The sequence below is a fragment of the Sphingomonas sp. FW306-05-A genome, from assembly GCF_058782275.1.
Genome location: NZ_JBYSXN010000002.1, coordinates 1,333,259 through 1,352,682 on the forward strand (window position 1 = coordinate 1,333,259; position 19,424 = coordinate 1,352,682).

The window sequence follows — 19,424 nt, forward strand, 5'->3', positions numbered from 1 at the left end:
GCTGTGCGATCCTAGCGGTATCTCGCAAATGCGAACACCCCCTTAGCGTCTGGCCCGAAGCGTTCGTTTCGTGGTGCGCGGGACGCCACCCACCCCCGCCGTCATGCTGAACTCGTTTCAGCATCCACCGCGCAACGGGCACGGACCGGAAGTGCGGCACGGTGGACCCTGAAACAAGTTCAGGGTGACGGCGGAAATAAAAGCGAACGTCAGCGCCGCACCAGCGTCCCCGCCCCGCGATCGGTGAAGATCTCGAGCAGCATCGCATGCGGCACACGCCCGTCGAGAATGACCGCAGCCCCGACCCCGCCCTCGACCGCATGGACGCACGTCTCGAGCTTGGGAATCATCCCCCCCGAAATCGTCCCGTCGGCGCGCAGCCGCGCGACCCCTGCGGGGTCGAGATCGGTGACGAGCTGCTTGTCCTTGTCGAGCACGCCGACCACGTCGGTCAGCATGAACAACCGTTCCGCGCCCAACGCTGCGGCGATCGCGCCCGCCATCGTGTCGGCATTGATGTTGTAGGTATGGCCATCGGTCCCGATCGCGATCGGCGCGATCACCGGGATGATCCCCGCCGCCGACATCGTGTCGATGATCCGGCGATCGACCCCGACCGGCGTGCCGACGAAGCCCAGATCGACATGCCGTTCGATCCCCTGCAGCGTATCCGGCGTCTCGCGCCCGACCTTGGTCGCGGTGACGAGGTTGGCGTCCTTCCCCGAAATCCCGACCGCGCGGCCGCCCGCCTGCCCAATCCAGCCAACGATTTCCTTGTTGATCGACCCTGCGAGCACCATTTCGGCGATCCGGGCGGTTTCGGCGTCGGTCACGCGCAGGCCATCGACGAAGCGCGATTCGACGCCCAGTCGCTTGAGCATAGCGCCGATCTGCGGGCCGCCGCCGTGGACGACGACCGGATTGATCCCGACCGCCTTCATCAACACGACGTCCTCGGCGAAGTCACGCGCCGCCTCGGGATCGCCCATCGCGTGCCCGCCATATTTCACGACGAACGTCGCACCGGCATAGCGCTGCATGTAAGGTAGCGCCTCGACCAGCGTTTCGGCCTTGGCAAGCAAGGCGGGGGCGGGGGAATAATCGGTCATGCCCGCGCCCTTATCGCGTAAGTCAGCCGCGATCCAGTCGCCGCCCGATCCCGACCACCAGATAGATCAACGGCGGCACCAGCACAGCCGACAGCGTTACCTTCGCGAGCATCTGCCCGGCGAGCAGCGCCCCGATCGGGAAAACCCCATAAAAGGCGATCGTCACGAACAGCAGCGTATCAACAATCTGGCTGAGGATGCTCGCGATGCCGGCGCGCAGCCACAACAGCCCACCGCGCTCGTTGCGCTTGAGCCAGCTGAAGATCGTCACGTTGAGCGTCTGCGAAATCCCGTAGGCGACGATCCCGCCGAGCCAGATCCGCGGCGTACCGCCCATCATCAGCGCGAACGCATCACGCCGCGCTGGTTCCATCTCAGGCGCGGCGGGCGCGGCGAGCACGACGACCGACAGCAGGATCGACGCTACCAGCGGCACGAACCCCACTTGCACGAGCCGGTTCGCGGTGGTCCGCCCGTGCAATTCGGCCACCGCGCTCGACACCACGACGAGGAGCAGGAACGCGAAGATTCCTGCCTCGACCGCGAGCGGACCGATTCCCACCAGCGGCCCGAGCAGCGAGATCGGCCCGAGCGAGACCTGCTTGTTGCCGAGCACGCCCGCGATGCAGACCATCCCGCCGTAGAAGATCGAAAAAGCGAAAAGCGAACGCGGGATCGCAGGAGCAGGTGTCGTCATCGCGCGGGACGCTAGCGGAATGTTGTGGGGAAGGGAATCTGTTCTCGGGCGGCCCGACGCATCCAAAAAGCTGCCGTCATGCTGAACGTGTTTCAGCATCCACTGCGCAACAGGTATAGTCCGGACTCGCGGAGCGCTGGATCCTGAAACGCGTTCATGATGACGCAGGTTTTACAAAGCCCGCCCACACCCCACACCCACCACTTTCTCCCCCGCCCCCTAGCCCTATCCGCGTCTGCGTGTATGGTCCGCTCCCGTTGCGCGCCAAAACTGGAGTGCGCGCGAAACTGCGGGGAATACGTGGACAAATTTCCGATCGGCATCCTGGGTATCGTCGTGATCCTGGGGCTTGCCGTCCTGCTGTCGACCAATCGCCGCGCGATCCGCCTGCGCGTCGTGGGGGCGGCGTTCGCGTTGCAGGTGATCATCGCTGTCCTCGTGCTCCACAGCACGATCGGTCGCCAGATGATCGAAGGCATGTCGCGCGGGGTGTGGAACCTGCTCGGCTATGCCAAGGCCGGCACCACGACGATCTTCGGCGGGCTTGCGAGCGACCCGACCTTCGGGACGGCGTTCGCCTTCTCGGCGCTCCCCGTCATCATCTTTTTCGCGGCCCTGGTGTCGATCCTCTACCATCTCGGGATCATGCAGTTCGTGATCCGCTGGGTCGGCGGCGCGATCGAGAAGGTGATCGGCGTGTCCAAGGTGGAAGCCTTGTGCGCCGCCGCCAACATCTTCGTCGGGCAAAGCGAATCGCCGCTGGTGATCCGCCCCTATCTCGCCGGGCTGACCCCGCCGCAATTGTTTGCGGTGATGACGGTCGGCATGTCGGGCGTCGCGGGCACGATTCTGCTCGCCTACGCCACCTTCCTCGGCCAGGGCGCTTTGCCCTATCTGCTCGCCGCGTCGTTCATGTCCGCGCCGGGCGGATTGCTGATGGCCAAGATCATCATGCCCGACGAGACGACAGCCCCCGCGGGCGAGCTCGCGCTCGGCGACGATCCGGAGGAAGCGGTGCTCCACGTCGCCGAAAAGGCGCTCGAGGAAGAACGCGCCGCCAACATCATCATGGCCGCCGCCAACGGCGCGCAGACCGGCGTGCGGATCGCGGTCGCTGTCGGCGCGATGGTGCTTGCGTTCGTTGGGCTGGTCGCGCTGGCGAACGGGATCCTCGGCGGGATCGGCGGGTGGTTCGGCTATCCCGATTTGAGCTTCCAGGGCATCCTTGGCTTCGTCTTCGCGCCGGTGATGTTCCTGCTCGACATTCCGTGGACCGAAGCGCAGGCAGCGGGCGAATTGTTCGGGCAGAAGATCGTGCTCAACGAATTCGTCGCGTTCATCGATCTCGGCAAGATGCAGAACCTCTCGCCGCATACCACCGCGGTGGTGACGTTCGCGTTGTGCGGTTTCGCCAATTTCTCGTCGATCGCGATCCAGATGGCGTCGGCGGGGAGCCTCGCCCCCAACCAGCGCCCGATGATCGCCAAGCTCGGCCTGCGCGCACTCGCGGCGGGGAGCCTTGCAAACCTGATGTCGGCGGCGCTCGCGGGCCTGCTGATCGGGTAACGGTTCTGGTGTCGCGTTAACGATCGCCCCCCGACATCCGTTCGCCCTGAGCGGAGTCGAAGGGCCGGCGTGTCGCGGGGGGCTCCGACTGCGCTCAGCCCGAACGGATGGTAGGAGTGCAACCGGGTCGGGTGCGGCTAAGCCGGCACCGCATCCCCCTCGCCCCCCTCCGGGCGCCGCGCATATCGCCGCGCGAGAATCGCGCAGGCGAACAATTGCGCCTGATGAAACAGCATCAGCGGCAGCACGATCAGGCTGACCGAATGCCCAGCGAACAGGATCGTCGCCATCGGCAGCCCGCTCGCCATGCTCTTCTTGGACCCGCAGAAGACGAGTGCGATCTCGTCCTCGGTGGTGAACCCGAGCCACCGGCCAAGCGCGGTCGTCACACACAGGATCACCGCCAGGATCGCAAGGTCGATCGCCAGCACCACCGCCAGGTCGATCGGCGACAGGCTGGTCCATACCCCCGCCACCACCCCGGCGCTGAACGCGGTATAGACCACCAGCAGGATCGAGCCGCGATCGACCACCGAGGTCAGCGTGCGATGTGCGACCAGCCACTTCCCGATCACTGGGCGGGCGACCTGCCCGACGACGAACGGCAACAGGATCTGGAGCGCAATCCCCTCGATCGCGCGCAACGAGAAGCCGCCCCCCGCCGACTGGAGCAATGCCGCGACCAGCAGCGGGGTGACTACCACGCCCAGGAGGTTGGACACCGATGCGCTGCACAAAGCAGCGGGCACGTTGCCGCGCGCGATCGAGGTGAACGCGATCGACGACTGGACCGTCGAGGGCAACAGGCACAGATACAGCAGCCCGATCGCAATCCCCTCGGGCAACCACCCGCGCGTCCCCCAATAGGTCGCGAGGCCGATGATCGGGAAGATCACGAAGGTGCTCGCCAGGACGAGCGACTGGAGCCGCCAGTGCGTGATCCCCGCCCAGACGGCAGCAGGCGAAAGCCGCGCGCCATACAGGAAGAACAACAGCCCGACCGCGACCAGCACGCTGTCCTCGGCAATGTCCTGCCCGACTCCGCGCGCAGGCAGGACGAACGCGAACGCCACCGTCCCGATCAGCAGCAGCATATAGGCATCGATCGGCAGGCGGCCGAGCAGCGATCGGATAGCGGTCATAGGGTCGGTTGCTACGCTACGCGTGCGTCATCCACAATTGTGATGGGACCGATAACGGTTATCATGATCCGTGATGGACATCACGCGGATCACCCCGGAGCTGTTGCGCGCCTTCCTTGCAGTGGTCGAAGCAGGAACGTTCACCCGCGCAGCACGGACGCTCGGGACCGGCCAGTCGACCGTCAGCCAGCAGATCAAGCGGCTCGAGACGATCACCGGGCGCCGCCTGCTCGCGCGCGATACGCACCGGGTCGCACTCACGGTCGACGGCGAAGTGCTGGTCGATCATGCGCGCCGGATCCTCGAAAGCTATGCCGCGCTCGATCGGCAGTTGTCGGGCGTCCCGTTGCGGGGGCGGTTGCGCTTCGGTGCTTCCGAAGATTTCGTCCTGTCCGCGCTCCCCGACGTGTTGGCCAATTTCGCGCGCCGCCATCCCGAAGTCGACATGGTCGTGACCGCGCGGCTGAGCCAGGACCTGTACGACGCTTATGATGCGGGACAGCTTGACATCATCCTTGCCAAGCGTCGCGCGGGCGACCCGCGCGGGGTGACCGCATGGGGCGAGCAAGCGGTGTGGATCGCCCGGCCCGACTATCTCCACGATGCCGACGCGCCCGTACCGCTGCTGCTCTACCCCCCACCAAGCGTTACGCGTGCGATGGCGATTGCCACGCTCGACGCCAGCCGCCGGGCGTGGCGTGTCGCCTTCACAAGCGCGAGCCTGAGCGGCCTTACCGCGGCTGCGCGGGCTGGGCTCGGAGTCCTGCCGCATTCGCTTCGCCTGCTCCCGACCGGCCTCGCAAGAGTCGCTGCGGACAACACGCTTCCCGACCTGCCGCACATGGAGTTCGTCATCATTGGCCCGGGCGGGGGAACCCCGGTGTCAGACGCGCTGACCAAGGCGATCCTGCAGTGGGCGAATGTCGGCTGAACCGCCGCATCGGATCGTTGCGGTCCCGCACGACATCATGATCCGGCAGCTTGCTCTAAACCTGCGTGGCTCTGGGATCTGGTCCCTCCACGCATCGCCATCTCAGCCGGCCGGCCATTGCCTCAACCGTACCCAACACCGCCTTTAAACGATTGGGAACAGGGCGTGGATTACCATCCTTGCCGAGTCGCTAAAGTTCCGCGTCATTATATTATCTTTGATGAAAACCGGACCTTTCTCCAGCCCGGGCTATTGATCCGGCACCGATACTCGGACTGCATTACAAGGATTTTTCATGGTCATCGAAGTCGCGCCGGACCCGATCGTGTGCGCGGATGGCGCGATGCCCGATCGGCTGGCGCTGCCGTTATGGACCCTCGTCGCGCCAGTGCTGGGCCTGCTTGCAGCCTTGTTCGGCGTCGCCAAGATGGGATCGGGCGGAACCGTTGTCGCGGTCGTCGTGCTGATCGCGAGCGTACTCGCGGCGGTGCATCATGCCGAGGTCATCGCGCACAAGGTCGGCGAACCCTTCGGCACGCTGGTGCTGGCGATCGCAGTGACGGTGATCGAAGTTTCGCTGATCGTGTCGCTCATGCTGTCGGATGCAGGCGGCGCGACCGAACTTGCGCGTGACACCGTATTCGCCGCGATCATGATCATCCTCAATTTCATCATCGGACTGTGCCTCGTCGCAGGTGCCGCGCGGCATGTCGAACAGCGCTTCACACTGACCGGCATGAGCGCGGCGCTCGGGGTGTTGACCGCGATGGCAGTGCTGTCGCTAATCCTCCCCAATTACACGTCCTCGACCAGCGGGCCGACCTACGCGACGTCGCAACTGGTGTTCGTCGCGGTGGTGTCGCTGATTCTCTACGGCACCTTCATCCTCGTCCAAACGGTGCGGCACCGCGACTACTTCCTCCCCGCCAGCGACGATCACGACGACCACGCCGCCCCGCCATCGACGCGCGCGACGGGGATCGCGTTCGGCGTCCTGCTGGTTGCGTTGGCTTCGGTCGTGCTGCTTGCCAAGACGCTGTCGCCGACGATCGAGGCCGCGGTGCTTGGCGCCGGGTTGCCGCTCGCGGTGGTCGGCGTCGTCATTGCGGCGCTGGTCCTCGCGCCGGAAAGCCTCGCCGCGTACAAGGCCGCAAAACGCAACCGACTGCAGACCAGCCTGAACCTCGCGCTCGGCTCCGCGCTTGCGACGATCGGACTCACGATCCCAAGCGTGGCGATCGTCTCTCTCGTGCTCGGCCTTCCCCTGTCGCTGGGGATCGACCCCAAGAGCATGACGCTGCTCGCGCTGTCGCTGTTCGTTGCGACGCTGTCGCTTGGCACTGGGCGAACGACGGTGTTGCAGGGGGTCGTCCACCTGGTGATCTTCGCGGCCTATCTGTTCACCACGATCGTGCCATAGATCCGGCGCGTTCCGGGCACCCGTCGCACGATTGCGCGGAACGTTTTGCCGCCTCCGGCCTTCCTCCCCTTGCTATTGGGAGAGACGGACATGGACGACAACCGCTTGTGGAGCTTCGAGGAAAGCCTCTGGACCGAAGGGCCTGACAATTACCGCGAGAAGGTCGATGCGGAAGTCGTCATGGTGCTGCCACGCCCGCCGTTCGTGCTGCAGGGAACTGAAGCGATCGACGCGGTCGCGGATACGCCCGTCTGGGACAGCGCCGAGTTGAGAGAGCGGACCGTCTCGCGCCCGCAGGAGGGGCTGATCGTGATCGGCTATCACGTCCATGCACAGCGCGGCGACGAAGCCTATGAAGCGCATTGCAGCTCGGTCATCCGCCGCCTGGAGCATGAAGTCTGGCGCGTTGTCCAGCATCAGCAAACGCCGGTGCTGACCAAGTCGGTCGAGCGGTAATTAAGGAGGCGATGATGAGCGACGACACCACAGTCCGGGTCCGCCAGCGCGAGATCGCGACCGAGCATCTGCTGTTCAAGCTGATGGAATATGTCGAGGACAAGCATCCGGGGCTGCTCGACTATCTCGAAGGGAGCCTGGATCACCTAGGGGATCCGGCGAGCGACGGGACGCAGGATGACGACGCTGTGCGTGGTATCGCGAAGAAGATGATCGTGGGCGCGCGGAAGCAGGGGATGGCTACCGCCGACTAACGGGGATGAACCTGATATTGGGTTAGGGCTACCCCCTCCCCCCGTTTGCCCTGAGCGAGGTCGAAGGGCCCTCGCTTCGTGCGAGGCTTCGACTTCGCTCAGCCCGAACGGAGGATGGTAAGAGGGACTCTACCCCAGCATCGCCTTCTTGAGCTTGGCATGCGCCGACGCCTTGATCTGGCACACCCGCGCAGAACCGACGCCGATCACCAGCCCGATCTCCTCGAGGTTCATTTCCTCGACATAATAGAGCTGGATCACCAGCGCCTCGCGCTCGGGCAGCGACGTGATCGCGGCGATCAGCGTATCGCGCTCTTCGCTCTCCGAGAGCTGCGCGAAGGCATCAGGCTCGTCGCTCGCGAACCACGGGCCTTCGTCCGAATAGAGATCCTCGATTGGTTCGAGCCGCACCGGCTGCGCGCTCGCATAATCGATCCGCAGCTTGTCGCGCGATACACCGAGCCGCGCTGCGACCGCCGCTTCCTCCGGCGCACGCCCCAGCTCAGTCGTCATCGCCGCGACCGTCTGCGCATACATCCGCTTGCGCTGCATCGCACCGCGCGTGAGCGTTGCCGAGCGGCGCAGCGCATCGATCATCGCGCCACGCACCCGCGTCATCAGATATTGCTCGAACGTCACCTGCCCGCGCTCCTCGAACGCGCCCGCCGCCTCGACCAAGGCGACCAGCCCGATCTGGACGAGATCCTCGACTTCGACCGAGGAGGACATGCTGCCGTGGACGTGCCACGCGATCCGCCGGACCAGCGGCAGATGCTTTTTCGCCAGCAACTTGAGGTCGGGCGCGGCGGCGGTGCGGCCATAGACGAGCGGCTGGGCATCGCTGAAGGCGGTGGGCGAAAGCTGCATCATGCTGGGAGAGCTCCGGGAGCGCCGATCACGGCGACGACTTCGACGGCTTTTTCTTCCGGCACTTCGAAGAAGCTCATCACCGGAATGTCGGGCAGGCAGGTCTTGACCAGCTTGCGGATCGCGACGCGGATCGCGGGCTGGACGACGAGCGCGAACGGCTTGGCCTCGTCGACCAGCGGCTGTGCCGCGCGTTGCAGCGCATCGACGATGCGACGACCGAGATCGGGTTCGATCGTGTGGCGGCGCGACGGATCGGCGCGCATCGCCTGGCCGAGCAGCCCCTCGAGCCCGCCCTCCAGCGTCATCACGCGCAGCGGCTCGCGCACGCCGCAGATCTTGCCGATGATCAGCCCGCCGAGATCGGGGCGAATCGCCTCGATGATTTCCTCGGCGTCGGCGGTGCGCTGTGCGGCGACCGCGATCGCGGCGGCGATCCGGCGGAATTCCTTGAGCGGGATGTTCTCCGCGAGCAGCCCCTTGAGCACTTGCGTCAGCGTCGTCAGCGGCAGCGGGTTGGGCGACAGCGACGCGACGAGGCTGGCCGCACGGTCCTTCAACCCGTCGAGCAGAGACTGGACTTCGTCCGGGCCGAGCAGCTCGGCGGAATGTTGCGTCAACTGGTGGTTGAGGTGCGTCGCCATGACGGTGCCCGGATCGACCACGAGATAGCCCGCCCCCGTCGCCGCATCGGAATCACCCGCTGCGATCCACACCGCGTCGAGCCCGAAGGTCGGGTCCTTGGCGGGTTTGCCCATCAGTCCGCCGATCGCCTGCCCAGTATCGAGCGCGAGCATCTCGTCGGGCGAAACGCTGTCCTCGCCGACCACGACGCCACCGACGATGATGCGGTAAGTGTAGGGTGGCAGGTTGATGTCGTCCCGCACGCGGACCTGCGGGATGACGAAGCCCATGTCCTTCGACAATTGGCGGCGGACCCCGGTGATCCGGCCCATCAAAGGCGCACCGCGGCGTTCGTCGACCAGCGGCACCAGGCCGTAGCCGATGTCGAGATTGACCTGCATGAGGTCCGAGACTTCGTCCCAGCCGATCTTGGAATGGTCGACCGGCTCGGGCGCAAGCACTTCGACCGGCACGGGGCGAAGCGACGCCTGGCGCATCTTCCACGCGGCGAACCCAGCAAGCCCGGCGGCGGGGAGGATGATCAGATGCGGCATCCCCGGCATCACCCCGAGCAAAGCGAGGATGATCGCGACCGGCGTCCAGGTCCGCGCCGAGCCGAACTGGCTGCCGATCTGGCCCGCGAGATCCATGCTCGAGGTGACGCGAGTCACGATCGCGGCGGCGGCGATCGACAGCATCAGCGACGGGATCTGCGCGACGAGTGCATCGCCGATCGCGAGCAGCACGTAATTGTGCGCCGCGTCCGCGATCGTCATGCCGTGGCTCACGGGGCCGAGGATCAGCCCGCCGACGATGTTCGCCGCGAGGATCAGCAGGCCGGCGACCGCATCGCCCTTCACGAACTTGGACGAGCCGTCCATCGAGCCGTAGAAATCGGCCTCGGTCGAAACCTCGATCCGGCGCGCCTTGGCTTCGTCGGGGGTGATCAGCCCGGCATTGAGATCGGCGTCGATCGCCATCTGCTTGCCCGGCAGCGCATCGAGCGTGAAGCGCGCGCTGACTTCGGACACGCGGCCCGCGCCCTTGGTCACGACGATCATGTTGATGATCACCAGGATCGCGAAGACGAACAGGCCGACGACATAATCGCCGCCGATCAGGAACGTCCCAAACGCCTCAATCACATGGCCCGCCGCGCTCTCGCCCTCATGCCCGTGGACCAGCACGACGCGGGTGGAGGCGACGTTGAGGCTCAGGCGGAACAGCGTGGCGAACAGCAGCACCGTCGGGAAGGCGGAGAAATCGAGCGGCTTCTGCGCGTTGAGGCTGACCATCAGCACCGCAAGGCTGATCGTGATGTTCATGATGAAGAACACGTCGAGCATCGCCGCCGGAATCGGCACGACCATCAGCACGACCAGCAACAGGATCGCGACCGGCAGCGCGGCGGAACGCAGTAGCGGCATCACGCCACCGGTCTTGGGGGACAAGGCCACTGGATCAGGCTCCCATCGTCGCGAGCATCATGTACGCGAGCCGCGCGGTATTCGGGGTCGGGCGGAGCAGGCTCGCGGTTTCGGTGCGGGTACCCGCCAAACTGTTGGTGCCGCTCAGCTGCGCGAGCGTGTTCTGCGCCCAGACCGCGGCGTTGGAGGTCGATTCCTCGCCATTGCCGGGAATAACGTCCGCGCCCCATTCGCCGAGCCGCGTCGCGGACAGACCCGAGGTTGCATCGATCGTCTGCGGCGCGCCCGCCGCATCGAGCTTGGCGGCGAAGCGGTTGTAGATTTGCGAGAGCGAGCGAGGCGCGCCGGCGGAATCATAGAAGACGTTGCGATTGGCGTTGGCGGCGGCGGGGAACATCGCGGCGCCGCTGCGGTCGGGGTTTGCCTGCATCGCGGTGAGGAACTGCCGCGCGCCGCCCAAGCCCAGGAAATGCGCCATATAGAGATCGGTGCTGGTCGCGCTGCGCCCGAGCGTTCCCTCGATCGCGCCCTTGTTGTCGCTGGCGTGCTCGGCGGCCATCAGCGACGCGGCGGTGGGGTCGTTGCGGAGCGATAGGATCGCCTGGCGCGTCGCGGGATCGTTGACGACCGCCTTGCCGCTCGCGCTGGTCGAGATCGCGTTCGCTGCCCAGCCGAGGCCGTGTTCGGCGCCATGCGCCTTGACCACGCGCAGCCAGCTCTGGTCGACGAACTGATACAGGCCGCTCGCGCTCGACGTGCCCGAATGCGCGTTGCTGCGCATCCCGCTCTCGAGCTTGGCCTGGCCCATCAGATAGTTGAAATCGATGCCGGTTTTCTGGCTGGCATTGGCGATCGCGCTGCGAATCGATCCGCCCGCGCCGCTCGCGTCGACGGCACCGTTCAGGATGGAAAGCGGATTGAAAGGCATTGGTCCCCTGTTCGCCCGCGTTCAGACGGACGAGGGGGGATCAGCAAGAGACGTGCCAGTTTTTGCCTATGCGCCGCTTCCCCCAACTTGCCGCTTCCCCGGCGAAGGCCGGGGCCCAGGAGAGAGGCAGCAGTGGCGGAGGTCAGCGCTTCGTTAGAAAAACCTGCGCGACTGGGCCCCGGCCTTCGCCGGGGAAGCGGTTATGAAAAGGGCGTCACATCGCCCCTCAGGCGAACGCCGCGAGCCCCATCCCGGCACGATACACGCTCCCCGGTGCCGCCCCCATTGCCGCTCCGGCCGAACCGGTCAGATTTTGCAGGCGGCGGCGGACATTTGCCGCCATCAGGTTGACGTAGATCCGGCACGTGTCGTTAAGCCGTTGCGCTTCCTCGGCAAGCGCGCGAGTTTCCGTCTCCGGAGGCGTATCCCCAAACGCCGCAACCGCCTCGATCCGCATCAGCTTGTCGGTTGTAGCCTGTTCCAACGCACGGACATCGTTGGTCTTAAGCGCCGCGATTTCGGCGTGCAGCGCTTCGATCACCGCGATCAGAGCATCACGGCGCGTTGCGGGAGGCGTCATTTCGAGGGGCTCCAGTTGAGCTTCAGCGCGAGCATTCGATCGGCGATCGTGTCGGGAGTGATCGGGTACGTCCCGTTGCGGACCGCACGGCGGACATCCTCGACATGCTGGGTGTCGACCGGCACGCCCTTGCCGGTTTCGGACGCGATTGCCGACAATTCCAGTTGCTGGGTTGCCGTCGCTGCCGGCTTGTTCGCGGCGCTGACCGTCGACGCGACCGATCCGGTCGACGCAACGGCGGACACGGCCAGCCGCTCGGGCATTGAAACAGTCTTGGGTCCGATCGCGTCTACCACATCAGCACCTTTGGGAAGAGATGACGAAAGGTATAACGACCGGCTTGGGCAAAGCTTAAATCATTCTGTCCAACCCGGCAGCGTGGCGCTTCCGGCGGCGACCGCGACCGCCTGGACCGGGTTCTTCTGGTCATCCACCTTCACCATGAACCGCCCGCCGACGACCGCATCGCCAGCCGCGACGCCCTCGCGCGTGATCGAGAAGCCCGACGAGCCTGCACTGATCGTCACCGGATCGCCACGCTTGATGACATAGACCGGCCTGACCGCGGCGGCCTGCACACCGGGGGTGATCACAAGCGGGGCAGCCCCCCTGGGCGCTGCGGCGGCCAGCTTGACCGGCACGAACAACCGCCACTCCGGACCGGTGCAGGTCACCACGACCGCATCGTGGTTTTCGGTACGCCACGCCATCGACACCATCGGACAGGCGGCCAGTTTGAGCCGCCCGTCGACCGGCGTGCGCGCGCCGCCTTCGTTGCCGACTCCGTGGCCGGTAAACGCAGCCACCGCGCGGTCGATCGCCCCGGTATCCTGGAACGAGGCGGCAGACAGCGGGCTGGCGACGAGCCCGAGGATGAGCAACGGCAGACGGCGCATCGGCAATCAGATCCTTGTGGGTTGTGTTGTGGAAGCGGCAGCCGGAACGGCAGGCCTTTGCCGGTTGCCGGCAAATCCCGTCGTCACGCTGACGCCGCGTCGGCCGGCGCGACCCGCGGCGGTGATGGTGATGCGATCGGATGCGATCCCGTGGGCGATCAACACCCCGACGATCGTCCGCGCGCGATCGGCGGCAAGCACGGCGGCGTTTTGGGTGACCGGATCGACGTCGTCGCTCGATCCGTCGACCATCCCCGTCACCGCAAGCATTGCGCGCGGATCGCCCAAGGCTTCGCGCGCCCACGCGACCAGTGGAGCGACCGGACCCGGCAACGCGGCAGATCCAACCGCAAAACCGTGCAGTCCGCTTGCGGAAACCGGCATCGGCGCGGGCGGCACGATCGCGGGCGTATCGACCGCGCCGAACCCGGCGCGGATCCCGCGCGCGAGGGTGTCGCCATCCAGTTGCTGATTGGCCTGGATGAACACGAAGAACGCGACCAGCAATAGCGCGAGGTCGGCAAGCGTCATCAGCCACGCCGGGCGTGCCGGTGTGATCTCGGGCAGGACGTCCTCGGACGCGATCATGCCGATGCCGCCACGGCAAGCGGACGACGCGGCTGTTCGCGCAGCGCAAGCGCGATCAATGGGGGTTCGAGCCGCAGCCGCTCGACCGCTTCATCGCGCGCGATCCGCCGCAACCGCGCGGCAATTGGTGCCAGGACGAGATTGGCGATCAGCGCACCATAAAGCGTCGCCAGCAACGCCACTGCCATCGACGCCCCGATCGCGCGCGGATCCTGCATTTTGACGAACATGCCGACCAGACCGATCAGCGTCCCGACCATGCCCATCGCGGGCGCGGTATCCGCCGCGGTCGACCACAGTTCAGCGGTCGCAACGGCGCGTTCGGCGCGCGTACGGCGACGCTGACGGAGCAGTTCGGCAATATCCTCGGGCGAATCCCCGTCGACAATCGCCGAGACCGCCGCAGCGATATCCGGGTCCGCGATCACCGAGCGGTCCAGCGTCAGCACACCGTGGCGCTTGGCGATCCGGCCGAACGCTGCGATCTGGTCGAGTAACGGATCTGCGGCGAAGCGTGGCGCGCCCAGCATCCGCAATGCCGCCACCCCCCGCCCAAGGTCCCGCGCGGGGGTGCGGAGGACCGCGGCGGCCAGCGTCCCGCCAACAACGATGGCAAAGGCAAGCGGATCAAGGAAAGGCGCAAGGGTAAAGGGCATCCTGGCCAGCTCTGCAAGCGGTGGGCCAATTTGGTAAACGGACCGATCCCGATCCCTGCGTCCCATCCACCCGGCCCGCCATACCCGGCGACGGCGCGATCGGCGGCAAAGCCAGCGACCGCCCGGCCAGACGACCGGCTGCCGACTTGCCGCCGCCCGGCAAGCGTTTGCCGCTTTGTGTGCCCCGGACTGCTAGGCCAAGCCCGCACCGCAATTGGCACGACCTTTGCTGATCGACCGGCGCGCAATCATGCGCTGGAGACGGGCGATGCCCAGCGACAGTTTGTTCGGGGTACACGGTGCGGCACTCGAAGTGCGCTCGCAGCGCATGGGTGTGCTCGCGTCGAACATCGCGAACGCCTCGACCCCGGGGTTCAAGGCGCAGGACATCGATTTCCAGAGCGCACTGTCGACCGCCGAGACCGCAATGGACACGGGCGGGAACGCCAGCATCAGCGGGGCAATGCGCTATCGCACCGCGTCGCAGCCCTCGCTCGACGGCAACACGGTCGAACTGTCTACCGAGCAGACCGCCTTCGCTGAAAACGCCGTCGCCTATCAGACGACGCTCTCGTTCCTCAACGGGCGGATCGGCCAGATCACCCGTGCCTTGAAGGGCGAATAAGAAATGGCCGACCAGCCGCTTTCCATCTTCCAGGTCGCCGGGCGCGCGATGTCCGCACAACTCGTGCGGATGAACACGACTGCGTCCAACCTCGCCAATGCGGGCGCGGTGACGAGCAGCGAAGAGACCGCGTACAAGACGATCAAGCCGATCTTCCGCACACAATATGACAAGGCGTCGGGTCTCGCGACGGTCAACGTCGAGAGCATCGTCACCGCCGGCGAAGGTGCCACCAAGGTCTACGATCCGTCGCATCCGCTCGCCGACAAGGATGGCAACATCTGGCAGTCGGGCGTCGATGAGACGCGCGAGCTGGTCGACATGATGGAGACCGCGCGCAGCTACCAGAACAACGTCGAGGTCATGCAGACCGCGAAGTCGCTCATCCTCGACACCCTCAAACTGGGACGCTGATCATGGCCTCCACTTTCGACTCTACGCTGACCAGCCTCGGCATCAACGCCAGCTCCACCGCTGCGGCAAATGCGGCAAAGACATCGTCCACGTCGTCGTCGCTCGGTGCATCGGACTTCCTCAAGTTGATGACCGCGCAGCTCAACAACCAGGATCCGTTCTCCCCGACCGACAATACCCAGATGGTCGCGCAGCTCGCGCAGATCTCCAGCACGTCGGGGATCGCGGAAATGGGAACGACGCTGAAGGCGATCCAGGACAAGCTCGGCGCGACCAGCGCCAGCGACGCGCTCGCCTATGTCGGGCGGACCGTACTGACCGAAGGGTCGAGCGCCTACGGGCGTTCGGCAGGCGGCCTCGCCGGTGCGGTCGAGCTCGACAAGGATGCGACCGACGTGACCGTGTCGATCAGGGACGCCAACGGGCAGACGCTCAACACGCTGTCGCTCGGCGCGCAGAAGGCGGGCACGGCGAGCTATGACTGGAACGGCAAGACCGCGAGCGGCGACGATGCCGGCACCGGCCCGTTCACGGTTTCGGTCGATGCTGCCAACGGCGGCGAAGCGGTCACCTCGCGCAATCTCGTCTGGGCACCCGTCGCCGCCGTTTCGGTGCCCGCATCGGGCAGCCCCGTCCTCACCGTCCCCGGCATCGGGCAGGTCGCCGTCAGCGCCGTCCGCCAGGTCGGCTGATCCCATCACCGCGTAATTCTCTTCGTCCAGGAGCAAATTCATGTCCTTCTACACTTCGCTCAGCGGCCTGCAGGCAGCCCAGACCGAACTCTCGACCGTGTCGCACAACCTCGCCAACGTCGGCACCAACGGCTTCAAGAAGAGCCGCACCGACTTCGCCGACGTCATCGCGTCGAGCATCACAACCGACCCCACCAAGCTGGTCGGATCGGGTGCGGTGGTGAAGTCGAACCGCCAGCAGTTCACCGTCGGCAACCTGAAGACGACGGGCTCGTCGCTCGACCTCGCGATTACCGGGGACGGCTTCTTCGCGGTCAAGACCAGCGGCGTGAACTCGGCGACCGCTTATACCCGCAACGGCGCATTCCAGATCGATCCGGCGACCCACAACGTCGTCGATGCACAGGGTTCCGCGCTGCTCGGCTATCCGGTCGACGCGAAGGGCAATACGACGGCAACCGGCGCCGACGGGCTGATCCCGCTCAACCTGCCGGAAACCAACGGGACGCCGGCAGCAACCGGCAACGTCTCGCTCAAGCTGAACCTGTATGCAGCAGCATCGGTGCCGACTGCGGCGTTCTCGCCCACCAATGCGTCGAGCTACAACAGCTCGACCCCGACGACGATCTACGATTCGGCAGGCAAGGCGAGCACGCTCACCAATTACTACGTTCATTCGGGCAACAACGAATGGACCGTGCACAGCTTCGTGGGCGATCAGGAACTCAAGGTCGGTGGATCGACCACGGGCACACCAGTGAAGTTCGATGCGTCGGGCAACATTACCGCGCCAGCCGCACCGATCACCTATGACGCGTTCAATCCGATCAGCGGCGGTGTCGCACAGACGCTCAAGCTCGACCTCGCGGGCACGACGCAGCAGTCGAGCCCGTTCTCGGTCAACGCACGTGTTGCCGACGGTGCATCGGTCGGCGAGCTTGCCGGCGTGTCGATCGACAAGCAGGGCATTGTCTCGGCAAATTATTCGAACGGCGACACGGTCGCGCTCGGCAAGGTTGCGCTTGCGAACTTCTCCAACCCGACGGGCCTTCGTCAGACCGGTAACAGCTATTGGTCGGCAACCGGCATTTCGGGTGGTGCGGCACTCGGTGCGGCGAATGAGAACGGCTTCGGCTCGCTCAGCGCGGGGATCCTCGAGGGCTCGAACGTCGATATCACCGAGGAACTGGTCGACCTGATCGCCGCGCAGCGCAACTTCCAGGCGAATGCCAAGGCGCTCGATATCAACGGCCAGATCTCGCAGACCATCTTCAACATCCGCAACTGATCTGAACGGAGCGGGAGCGGCATATGGACAAGCTGGTCTACACGGCAGCAACGGGGCTCAAGGCGCATCTCGCGTCGCAGGCCGCGATCGCTAACAACATGGCGAACGCCTCGACGATCGGGTTTCGGGCCGATCGCGTCGTGTTCGACCGGCTGTCGCTCAAGGGATCGCCGCTCGAAACGCGCGAGCCGACCTCGGCGGACGTGCTCGACGCGGATCGCGCGACCGGCGCGATCCAGCAGACCGGTCGCTCGCTCGACGTAGCGATGACCGGCGACAGCTGGCTCGCGGTGCAGTCGCCCGACGGGAAGGAAGCCTATACCCGGCGCGGCGACTTGCAGGTCGCAGCGTCGGGAGTGCTCCAGACCGGTGACGGGTTTCCGGTGATCGGGTCGGGTGGCCCGATCACGGTGCCGCCCGCGCAAAGCATCTCGATCTCCGCGGACGGAACGGTCTCGATCGTCCCGATGGGCGGGGACGCGCGCAACCTGGAAGTGCTCGATCAACTCAAGCTCACCAACCCCAAGGGCACGACCACGGTCAAGGGGCTCGACAATCTGCTCTACGTCAAGGGCGGCGGAACGCTGCCGCAGGACATGGACGCGAAGGTCGAGAGCGGTGCGCTCGAGGGATCGAACGTCAACATGACTCAAGCGCTGGTCGACATGATCGAGAACCAGCGCAGCTACGAGGTCCAGGCCAATCTGATGAAGTCGGCCAAGGACATGGACGAAAGCGCCGCATCCGTGATGCGGCTTCCAGGCTGAAGGAATAGACGATGGGCAGTGCAGCCATGCATATCGCGCGGACCGGGCTTGATGCCCAGGACATGCGCATGCGAGTCATCTCGAACAACCTCGCGAACGTCAACACGACCGCGTACAAGAAGGATCGCGCCGCGTTCGAGACGCTGGCGTACCAGACGGTGACCGCACCGGGCGCGCCAAGCACGTCCGAGACGAAATACGCGACCGGGCTCAACCTCGGCACCGGCGTCAAGATCCAGGGCACCGCGCGGATCGACACGCAGGGGTCGTTCCAGTCGACCAACAACAGCCTCGACCTCGCGCTCGACGGCGACGGCTACTTCCAGGTCCAGATGCCGGGCGGCACGCTCGGCTATACCCGCGCGGGCAATTTCTCGCGCTCGCCTGAGGGCCTGATGATCACGAGCGAAGGCTATCAGGTCCAGCCCGGCATCACCGTGCCCGAGGGCGCAACCGCGATCACGATCGGGACCGATGGCACGGTCTCCGCGACCATTCCCGGCCAGACCACGCCGAGCGAACTCGGCCAGATCCAGGTCGCGAGCTTTCCCAATGCTTCGGGGTTGCTGAGCAAGGGCGACAATTACCTCGTCGAGACCGCCGCCAGCGGTGCCGCCAACCTCGGTGTTGCCGGGCAGGACGGGCGTGGCAACGTCCGTCAGGGGCAGCTCGAAGGGTCGAACGTCAACGTCGTTGAAGAGCTGGTCGACATGATCGAAACCCAGCGCGCGTATGAGGTTAATTCAAAAATGATCTCCGCGACCGACGAAATGCTCAAATATGTTAATCAAAATATCTGATGGCTAAGGTCATGAAGCCGTTCGCCATCCAGCTGATCGTCGGAATTGCGTTGTTTTTGCCCAGCGCGGCCGAGTCGCGCGTGTTCGGCAAGAAGGCGCCGCCGGTCGATTTTTCGTCGGCGATGCCCCAACCGGCCCTCACACCGGTCGTGGCGACCGGATCGATCTTCCAGGTCGATGAGGGCTATGCAGGCCTGTACGAAGGCACGCGCGCGCGCCGGGTCGGCGATCCGCTGACGATCGTACTCGTCGAGCGCACCGCCGCGTCCAAGTCGGCAAGCTCGAAGCTCGATTCGTCGGGCAATCTCGCTTTCACGCCGCCCACGACCGGGCGGCTGGCGCTGTTCCAGGGCACCGACATCGCCACCAGCGGCAACCGCGGGTTCAAGGGCAGCGGCGGGGCCGACCAGTCGAACACGCTGTCGGGCGAGATCAGCGTCACCGTCAGTCGCGTTCTCCCCAACGGCACGATGCTGGTCCAGGGGCAGAAGCGCGTCACGCTCAACCGTGGCGACGAGTTCGTCCAGATCAAGGGCCTAATCCGCACCGCCGACATCGACGCCAATAATCGCGTCCCCTCCACGCGCGTCGCCGACGCCCAGATCGCCTACACCGGCAAGGGCGACGTCGCGCGTGCGAGCCGCCAGGGCTGGCTCGGCCGCTTCTTCTCCGTCGTGAGCCCGTTCTGAGGATGCGC

Annotated in this window: 23 protein-coding genes; 12 read left to right on the forward strand and 11 right to left on the reverse strand. The window is 65.7% G+C overall.

Annotated elements, in window-relative coordinates:
• Positions 1-209: 209 nt before the first annotated feature.
• Together argB and AC3WJR_RS14950 are read right to left on the reverse strand one after the other, a co-directional pair.
• The gene (argB, locus tag AC3WJR_RS14945) at positions 210-1,109 is read right to left on the reverse strand and encodes an acetylglutamate kinase (RefSeq protein ID WP_354278875.1); all 900 of its coding nucleotides are present in this window, start codon (positions 1,107-1,109) and stop codon (positions 210-212) included.
• 22 nt (positions 1,110-1,131) lie between these two features.
• On the reverse strand, positions 1,132-1,806 hold the full coding sequence (locus AC3WJR_RS14950) for a queuosine precursor transporter (protein WP_492725722.1): 675 nt from the start codon (positions 1,804-1,806) through the stop codon (positions 1,132-1,134).
• Positions 1,807-2,106: 300 nt separating this feature from the next.
• Between AC3WJR_RS14950 and AC3WJR_RS14955 the strand changes: the two genes are divergently transcribed.
• Entirely contained in the window at positions 2,107-3,372 is a 1,266-nt protein-coding gene (locus AC3WJR_RS14955) for a NupC/NupG family nucleoside CNT transporter (RefSeq protein ID WP_492725723.1), read from the forward strand.
• A 137-nt stretch (positions 3,373-3,509) separates the two neighbouring features.
• Here AC3WJR_RS14955 and AC3WJR_RS14960 read toward each other — a convergent pair whose 3' ends face one another.
• The gene (locus AC3WJR_RS14960; RefSeq protein WP_492725724.1) at positions 3,510-4,514 is read right to left on the reverse strand and encodes a bile acid:sodium symporter family protein; all 1,005 of its coding nucleotides are present in this window, start codon (positions 4,512-4,514) and stop codon (positions 3,510-3,512) included.
• A 73-nt stretch (positions 4,515-4,587) separates the two neighbouring features.
• On the opposite strand from AC3WJR_RS14960, the gene AC3WJR_RS14965 reads away from it, so the two are divergent.
• The 4 genes from AC3WJR_RS14965 (at position 4,588) to AC3WJR_RS14980 (ending at position 7,575) form a co-directional block, all read left to right on the forward strand.
• Positions 4,588-5,445, forward strand: a complete 858-nt coding sequence (locus AC3WJR_RS14965) for a LysR family transcriptional regulator (protein WP_492726180.1) — start codon at positions 4,588-4,590, stop codon at positions 5,443-5,445.
• A gap of 295 nt (positions 5,446-5,740) precedes the next feature.
• The gene (locus AC3WJR_RS14970) at positions 5,741-6,865 is read left to right on the forward strand and encodes a calcium:cation antiporter (RefSeq protein WP_492725725.1); all 1,125 of its coding nucleotides are present in this window, start codon (positions 5,741-5,743) and stop codon (positions 6,863-6,865) included.
• Between the two features lie 90 nt (positions 6,866-6,955).
• Positions 6,956-7,321, forward strand: coding sequence for a DUF4440 domain-containing protein (locus AC3WJR_RS14975; RefSeq protein ID WP_492725726.1), 366 nt, complete (start codon positions 6,956-6,958; stop codon positions 7,319-7,321).
• A 14-nt stretch (positions 7,322-7,335) separates the two neighbouring features.
• Entirely contained in the window at positions 7,336-7,575 is a 240-nt protein-coding gene (locus AC3WJR_RS14980) for a hypothetical protein (RefSeq protein ID WP_492725727.1), read from the forward strand.
• A gap of 129 nt (positions 7,576-7,704) precedes the next feature.
• Here AC3WJR_RS14980 and AC3WJR_RS14985 read toward each other — a convergent pair whose 3' ends face one another.
• From AC3WJR_RS14985 to AC3WJR_RS15020, 8 genes are all read right to left on the reverse strand, one after another.
• Positions 7,705-8,445 (reverse strand): sigma-70 family RNA polymerase sigma factor, encoded by a 741-nt coding sequence (locus AC3WJR_RS14985; protein ID WP_492725728.1) that lies wholly within the window; start codon positions 8,443-8,445, stop codon positions 7,705-7,707.
• Complete coding sequence (gene flhA, locus AC3WJR_RS14990) at positions 8,442-10,493, reverse strand: flagellar biosynthesis protein FlhA (RefSeq protein ID WP_492726181.1); 2,052 nt, start codon at positions 10,491-10,493, stop codon at positions 8,442-8,444. The genes AC3WJR_RS14985 and flhA overlap by 4 nt, the downstream gene beginning before the upstream one ends.
• Before the next feature lie 34 nt (positions 10,494-10,527).
• Complete coding sequence (locus tag AC3WJR_RS14995; protein WP_492725729.1) at positions 10,528-11,421, reverse strand: lytic transglycosylase domain-containing protein; 894 nt, start codon at positions 11,419-11,421, stop codon at positions 10,528-10,530.
• Between the two features lie 226 nt (positions 11,422-11,647).
• Positions 11,648-12,001 (reverse strand): flagellar protein FlgN, encoded by a 354-nt coding sequence (locus tag AC3WJR_RS15000; protein WP_354278865.1) that lies wholly within the window; start codon positions 11,999-12,001, stop codon positions 11,648-11,650.
• Positions 11,998-12,264 (reverse strand): flagellar biosynthesis anti-sigma factor FlgM, encoded by a 267-nt coding sequence (locus tag AC3WJR_RS15005; RefSeq protein ID WP_492725730.1) that lies wholly within the window; start codon positions 12,262-12,264, stop codon positions 11,998-12,000. Before AC3WJR_RS15005 ends, AC3WJR_RS15000 begins: the two co-directional genes overlap by 4 nt.
• A 93-nt stretch (positions 12,265-12,357) precedes the next feature.
• Positions 12,358-12,897, reverse strand: a complete 540-nt coding sequence (locus AC3WJR_RS15010) for a flagella basal body P-ring formation protein FlgA (protein ID WP_354278863.1) — start codon at positions 12,895-12,897, stop codon at positions 12,358-12,360.
• A 6-nt stretch (positions 12,898-12,903) separates the two neighbouring features.
• On the reverse strand, positions 12,904-13,485 hold the full coding sequence (locus AC3WJR_RS15015; RefSeq protein ID WP_492725731.1) for an OmpA family protein: 582 nt from the start codon (positions 13,483-13,485) through the stop codon (positions 12,904-12,906).
• Complete coding sequence (locus AC3WJR_RS15020) at positions 13,482-14,141, reverse strand: motility protein A (RefSeq protein WP_354278861.1); 660 nt, start codon at positions 14,139-14,141, stop codon at positions 13,482-13,484. Before AC3WJR_RS15020 ends, AC3WJR_RS15015 begins: the two co-directional genes overlap by 4 nt.
• 268 nt (positions 14,142-14,409) lie before the next feature.
• Here AC3WJR_RS15020 and flgB point away from each other — a divergent pair, with 268 nt between their 5' ends.
• Genes flgB through AC3WJR_RS15055 form a run of 7 tightly spaced genes read left to right on the forward strand, consistent with a single transcriptional unit; the run spans position 14,410 to position 19,416 of the window.
• A complete protein-coding gene (gene flgB, locus AC3WJR_RS15025) occupies positions 14,410-14,766 on the forward strand; it encodes a flagellar basal body rod protein FlgB (RefSeq protein ID WP_354278860.1) in 357 nt (118 codons plus the stop codon).
• Positions 14,767-14,769: 3 nt separating this feature from the next.
• Positions 14,770-15,180, forward strand: coding sequence for a flagellar basal body rod protein FlgC (gene flgC, locus AC3WJR_RS15030; protein WP_354278859.1), 411 nt, complete (start codon positions 14,770-14,772; stop codon positions 15,178-15,180).
• A gap of 2 nt (positions 15,181-15,182) precedes the next feature.
• Complete coding sequence (locus tag AC3WJR_RS15035; protein ID WP_492725732.1) at positions 15,183-15,872, forward strand: flagellar hook assembly protein FlgD; 690 nt, start codon at positions 15,183-15,185, stop codon at positions 15,870-15,872.
• A gap of 40 nt (positions 15,873-15,912) precedes the next feature.
• On the forward strand, positions 15,913-17,160 hold the full coding sequence (locus AC3WJR_RS15040) for a flagellar hook protein FlgE (protein ID WP_354278857.1): 1,248 nt from the start codon (positions 15,913-15,915) through the stop codon (positions 17,158-17,160).
• Between the two features lie 23 nt (positions 17,161-17,183).
• Positions 17,184-17,927: a flagellar basal-body rod protein FlgF gene (flgF, locus tag AC3WJR_RS15045; RefSeq protein WP_492725733.1), complete on the forward strand. Its 744-nt coding sequence runs from the start codon at positions 17,184-17,186 to the stop codon at positions 17,925-17,927.
• A gap of 11 nt (positions 17,928-17,938) precedes the next feature.
• Positions 17,939-18,727: a flagellar basal-body rod protein FlgG gene (gene flgG / locus AC3WJR_RS15050; RefSeq protein ID WP_354278855.1), complete on the forward strand. Its 789-nt coding sequence runs from the start codon at positions 17,939-17,941 to the stop codon at positions 18,725-18,727.
• A gap of 11 nt (positions 18,728-18,738) precedes the next feature.
• Complete coding sequence (locus AC3WJR_RS15055; protein WP_492725734.1) at positions 18,739-19,416, forward strand: flagellar basal body L-ring protein FlgH; 678 nt, start codon at positions 18,739-18,741, stop codon at positions 19,414-19,416.
• Positions 19,417-19,424: the final 8 nt, after the last annotated feature.

What these genes read in the sequence shown, in the direction of transcription:
- AC3WJR_RS15000 (WP_354278865.1), bottom strand. Translation starts at nt 12,001, where the DNA reads ATGACGCCTCCCGCAACGCGCCGTGATGCTCTGATCGCGGTGATCGAA.
- flgF (WP_492725733.1), top strand. Translation starts at nt 17,184, where the DNA reads ATGGACAAGCTGGTCTACACGGCAGCAACGGGGCTCAAGGCGCATCTC.
- AC3WJR_RS15035 (WP_492725732.1), top strand. Translation starts at nt 15,183, where the DNA reads ATGGCCTCCACTTTCGACTCTACGCTGACCAGCCTCGGCATCAACGCC.
- AC3WJR_RS15020 (WP_354278861.1), bottom strand. Translation starts at nt 14,141, where the DNA reads ATGCCCTTTACCCTTGCGCCTTTCCTTGATCCGCTTGCCTTTGCCATC.
- AC3WJR_RS14980 (WP_492725727.1), top strand. Translation starts at nt 7,336, where the DNA reads ATGAGCGACGACACCACAGTCCGGGTCCGCCAGCGCGAGATCGCGACC.
- flgC (WP_354278859.1), top strand. Translation starts at nt 14,770, where the DNA reads ATGGCCGACCAGCCGCTTTCCATCTTCCAGGTCGCCGGGCGCGCGATG.
- AC3WJR_RS14985 (WP_492725728.1), bottom strand. Translation starts at nt 8,445, where the DNA reads ATGATGCAGCTTTCGCCCACCGCCTTCAGCGATGCCCAGCCGCTCGTC.
- flhA (WP_492726181.1), bottom strand. Translation starts at nt 10,493, where the DNA reads ATGCCGCTACTGCGTTCCGCCGCGCTGCCGGTCGCGATCCTGTTGCTG.
- AC3WJR_RS15010 (WP_354278863.1), bottom strand. Translation starts at nt 12,897, where the DNA reads ATGCGCCGTCTGCCGTTGCTCATCCTCGGGCTCGTCGCCAGCCCGCTG.
- AC3WJR_RS15005 (WP_492725730.1), bottom strand. Translation starts at nt 12,264, where the DNA reads ATGCCCGAGCGGCTGGCCGTGTCCGCCGTTGCGTCGACCGGATCGGTC.
- AC3WJR_RS14970 (WP_492725725.1), top strand. Translation starts at nt 5,741, where the DNA reads ATGGTCATCGAAGTCGCGCCGGACCCGATCGTGTGCGCGGATGGCGCG.
- flgB (WP_354278860.1), top strand. Translation starts at nt 14,410, where the DNA reads ATGCCCAGCGACAGTTTGTTCGGGGTACACGGTGCGGCACTCGAAGTG.
- AC3WJR_RS14995 (WP_492725729.1), bottom strand. Translation starts at nt 11,421, where the DNA reads ATGCCTTTCAATCCGCTTTCCATCCTGAACGGTGCCGTCGACGCGAGC.
- flgG (WP_354278855.1), top strand. Translation starts at nt 17,939, where the DNA reads ATGGGCAGTGCAGCCATGCATATCGCGCGGACCGGGCTTGATGCCCAG.
- AC3WJR_RS15015 (WP_492725731.1), bottom strand. Translation starts at nt 13,485, where the DNA reads ATGATCGCGTCCGAGGACGTCCTGCCCGAGATCACACCGGCACGCCCG.
- AC3WJR_RS14965 (WP_492726180.1), top strand. Translation starts at nt 4,588, where the DNA reads ATGGACATCACGCGGATCACCCCGGAGCTGTTGCGCGCCTTCCTTGCA.
- AC3WJR_RS14975 (WP_492725726.1), top strand. Translation starts at nt 6,956, where the DNA reads ATGGACGACAACCGCTTGTGGAGCTTCGAGGAAAGCCTCTGGACCGAA.
- argB (WP_354278875.1), bottom strand. Translation starts at nt 1,109, where the DNA reads ATGACCGATTATTCCCCCGCCCCCGCCTTGCTTGCCAAGGCCGAAACG.
- AC3WJR_RS15055 (WP_492725734.1), top strand. Translation starts at nt 18,739, where the DNA reads ATGAAGCCGTTCGCCATCCAGCTGATCGTCGGAATTGCGTTGTTTTTG.
- AC3WJR_RS14950 (WP_492725722.1), bottom strand. Translation starts at nt 1,806, where the DNA reads ATGACGACACCTGCTCCTGCGATCCCGCGTTCGCTTTTCGCTTTTTCG.
- AC3WJR_RS14960 (WP_492725724.1), bottom strand. Translation starts at nt 4,514, where the DNA reads ATGACCGCTATCCGATCGCTGCTCGGCCGCCTGCCGATCGATGCCTAT.
- AC3WJR_RS15040 (WP_354278857.1), top strand. Translation starts at nt 15,913, where the DNA reads ATGTCCTTCTACACTTCGCTCAGCGGCCTGCAGGCAGCCCAGACCGAA.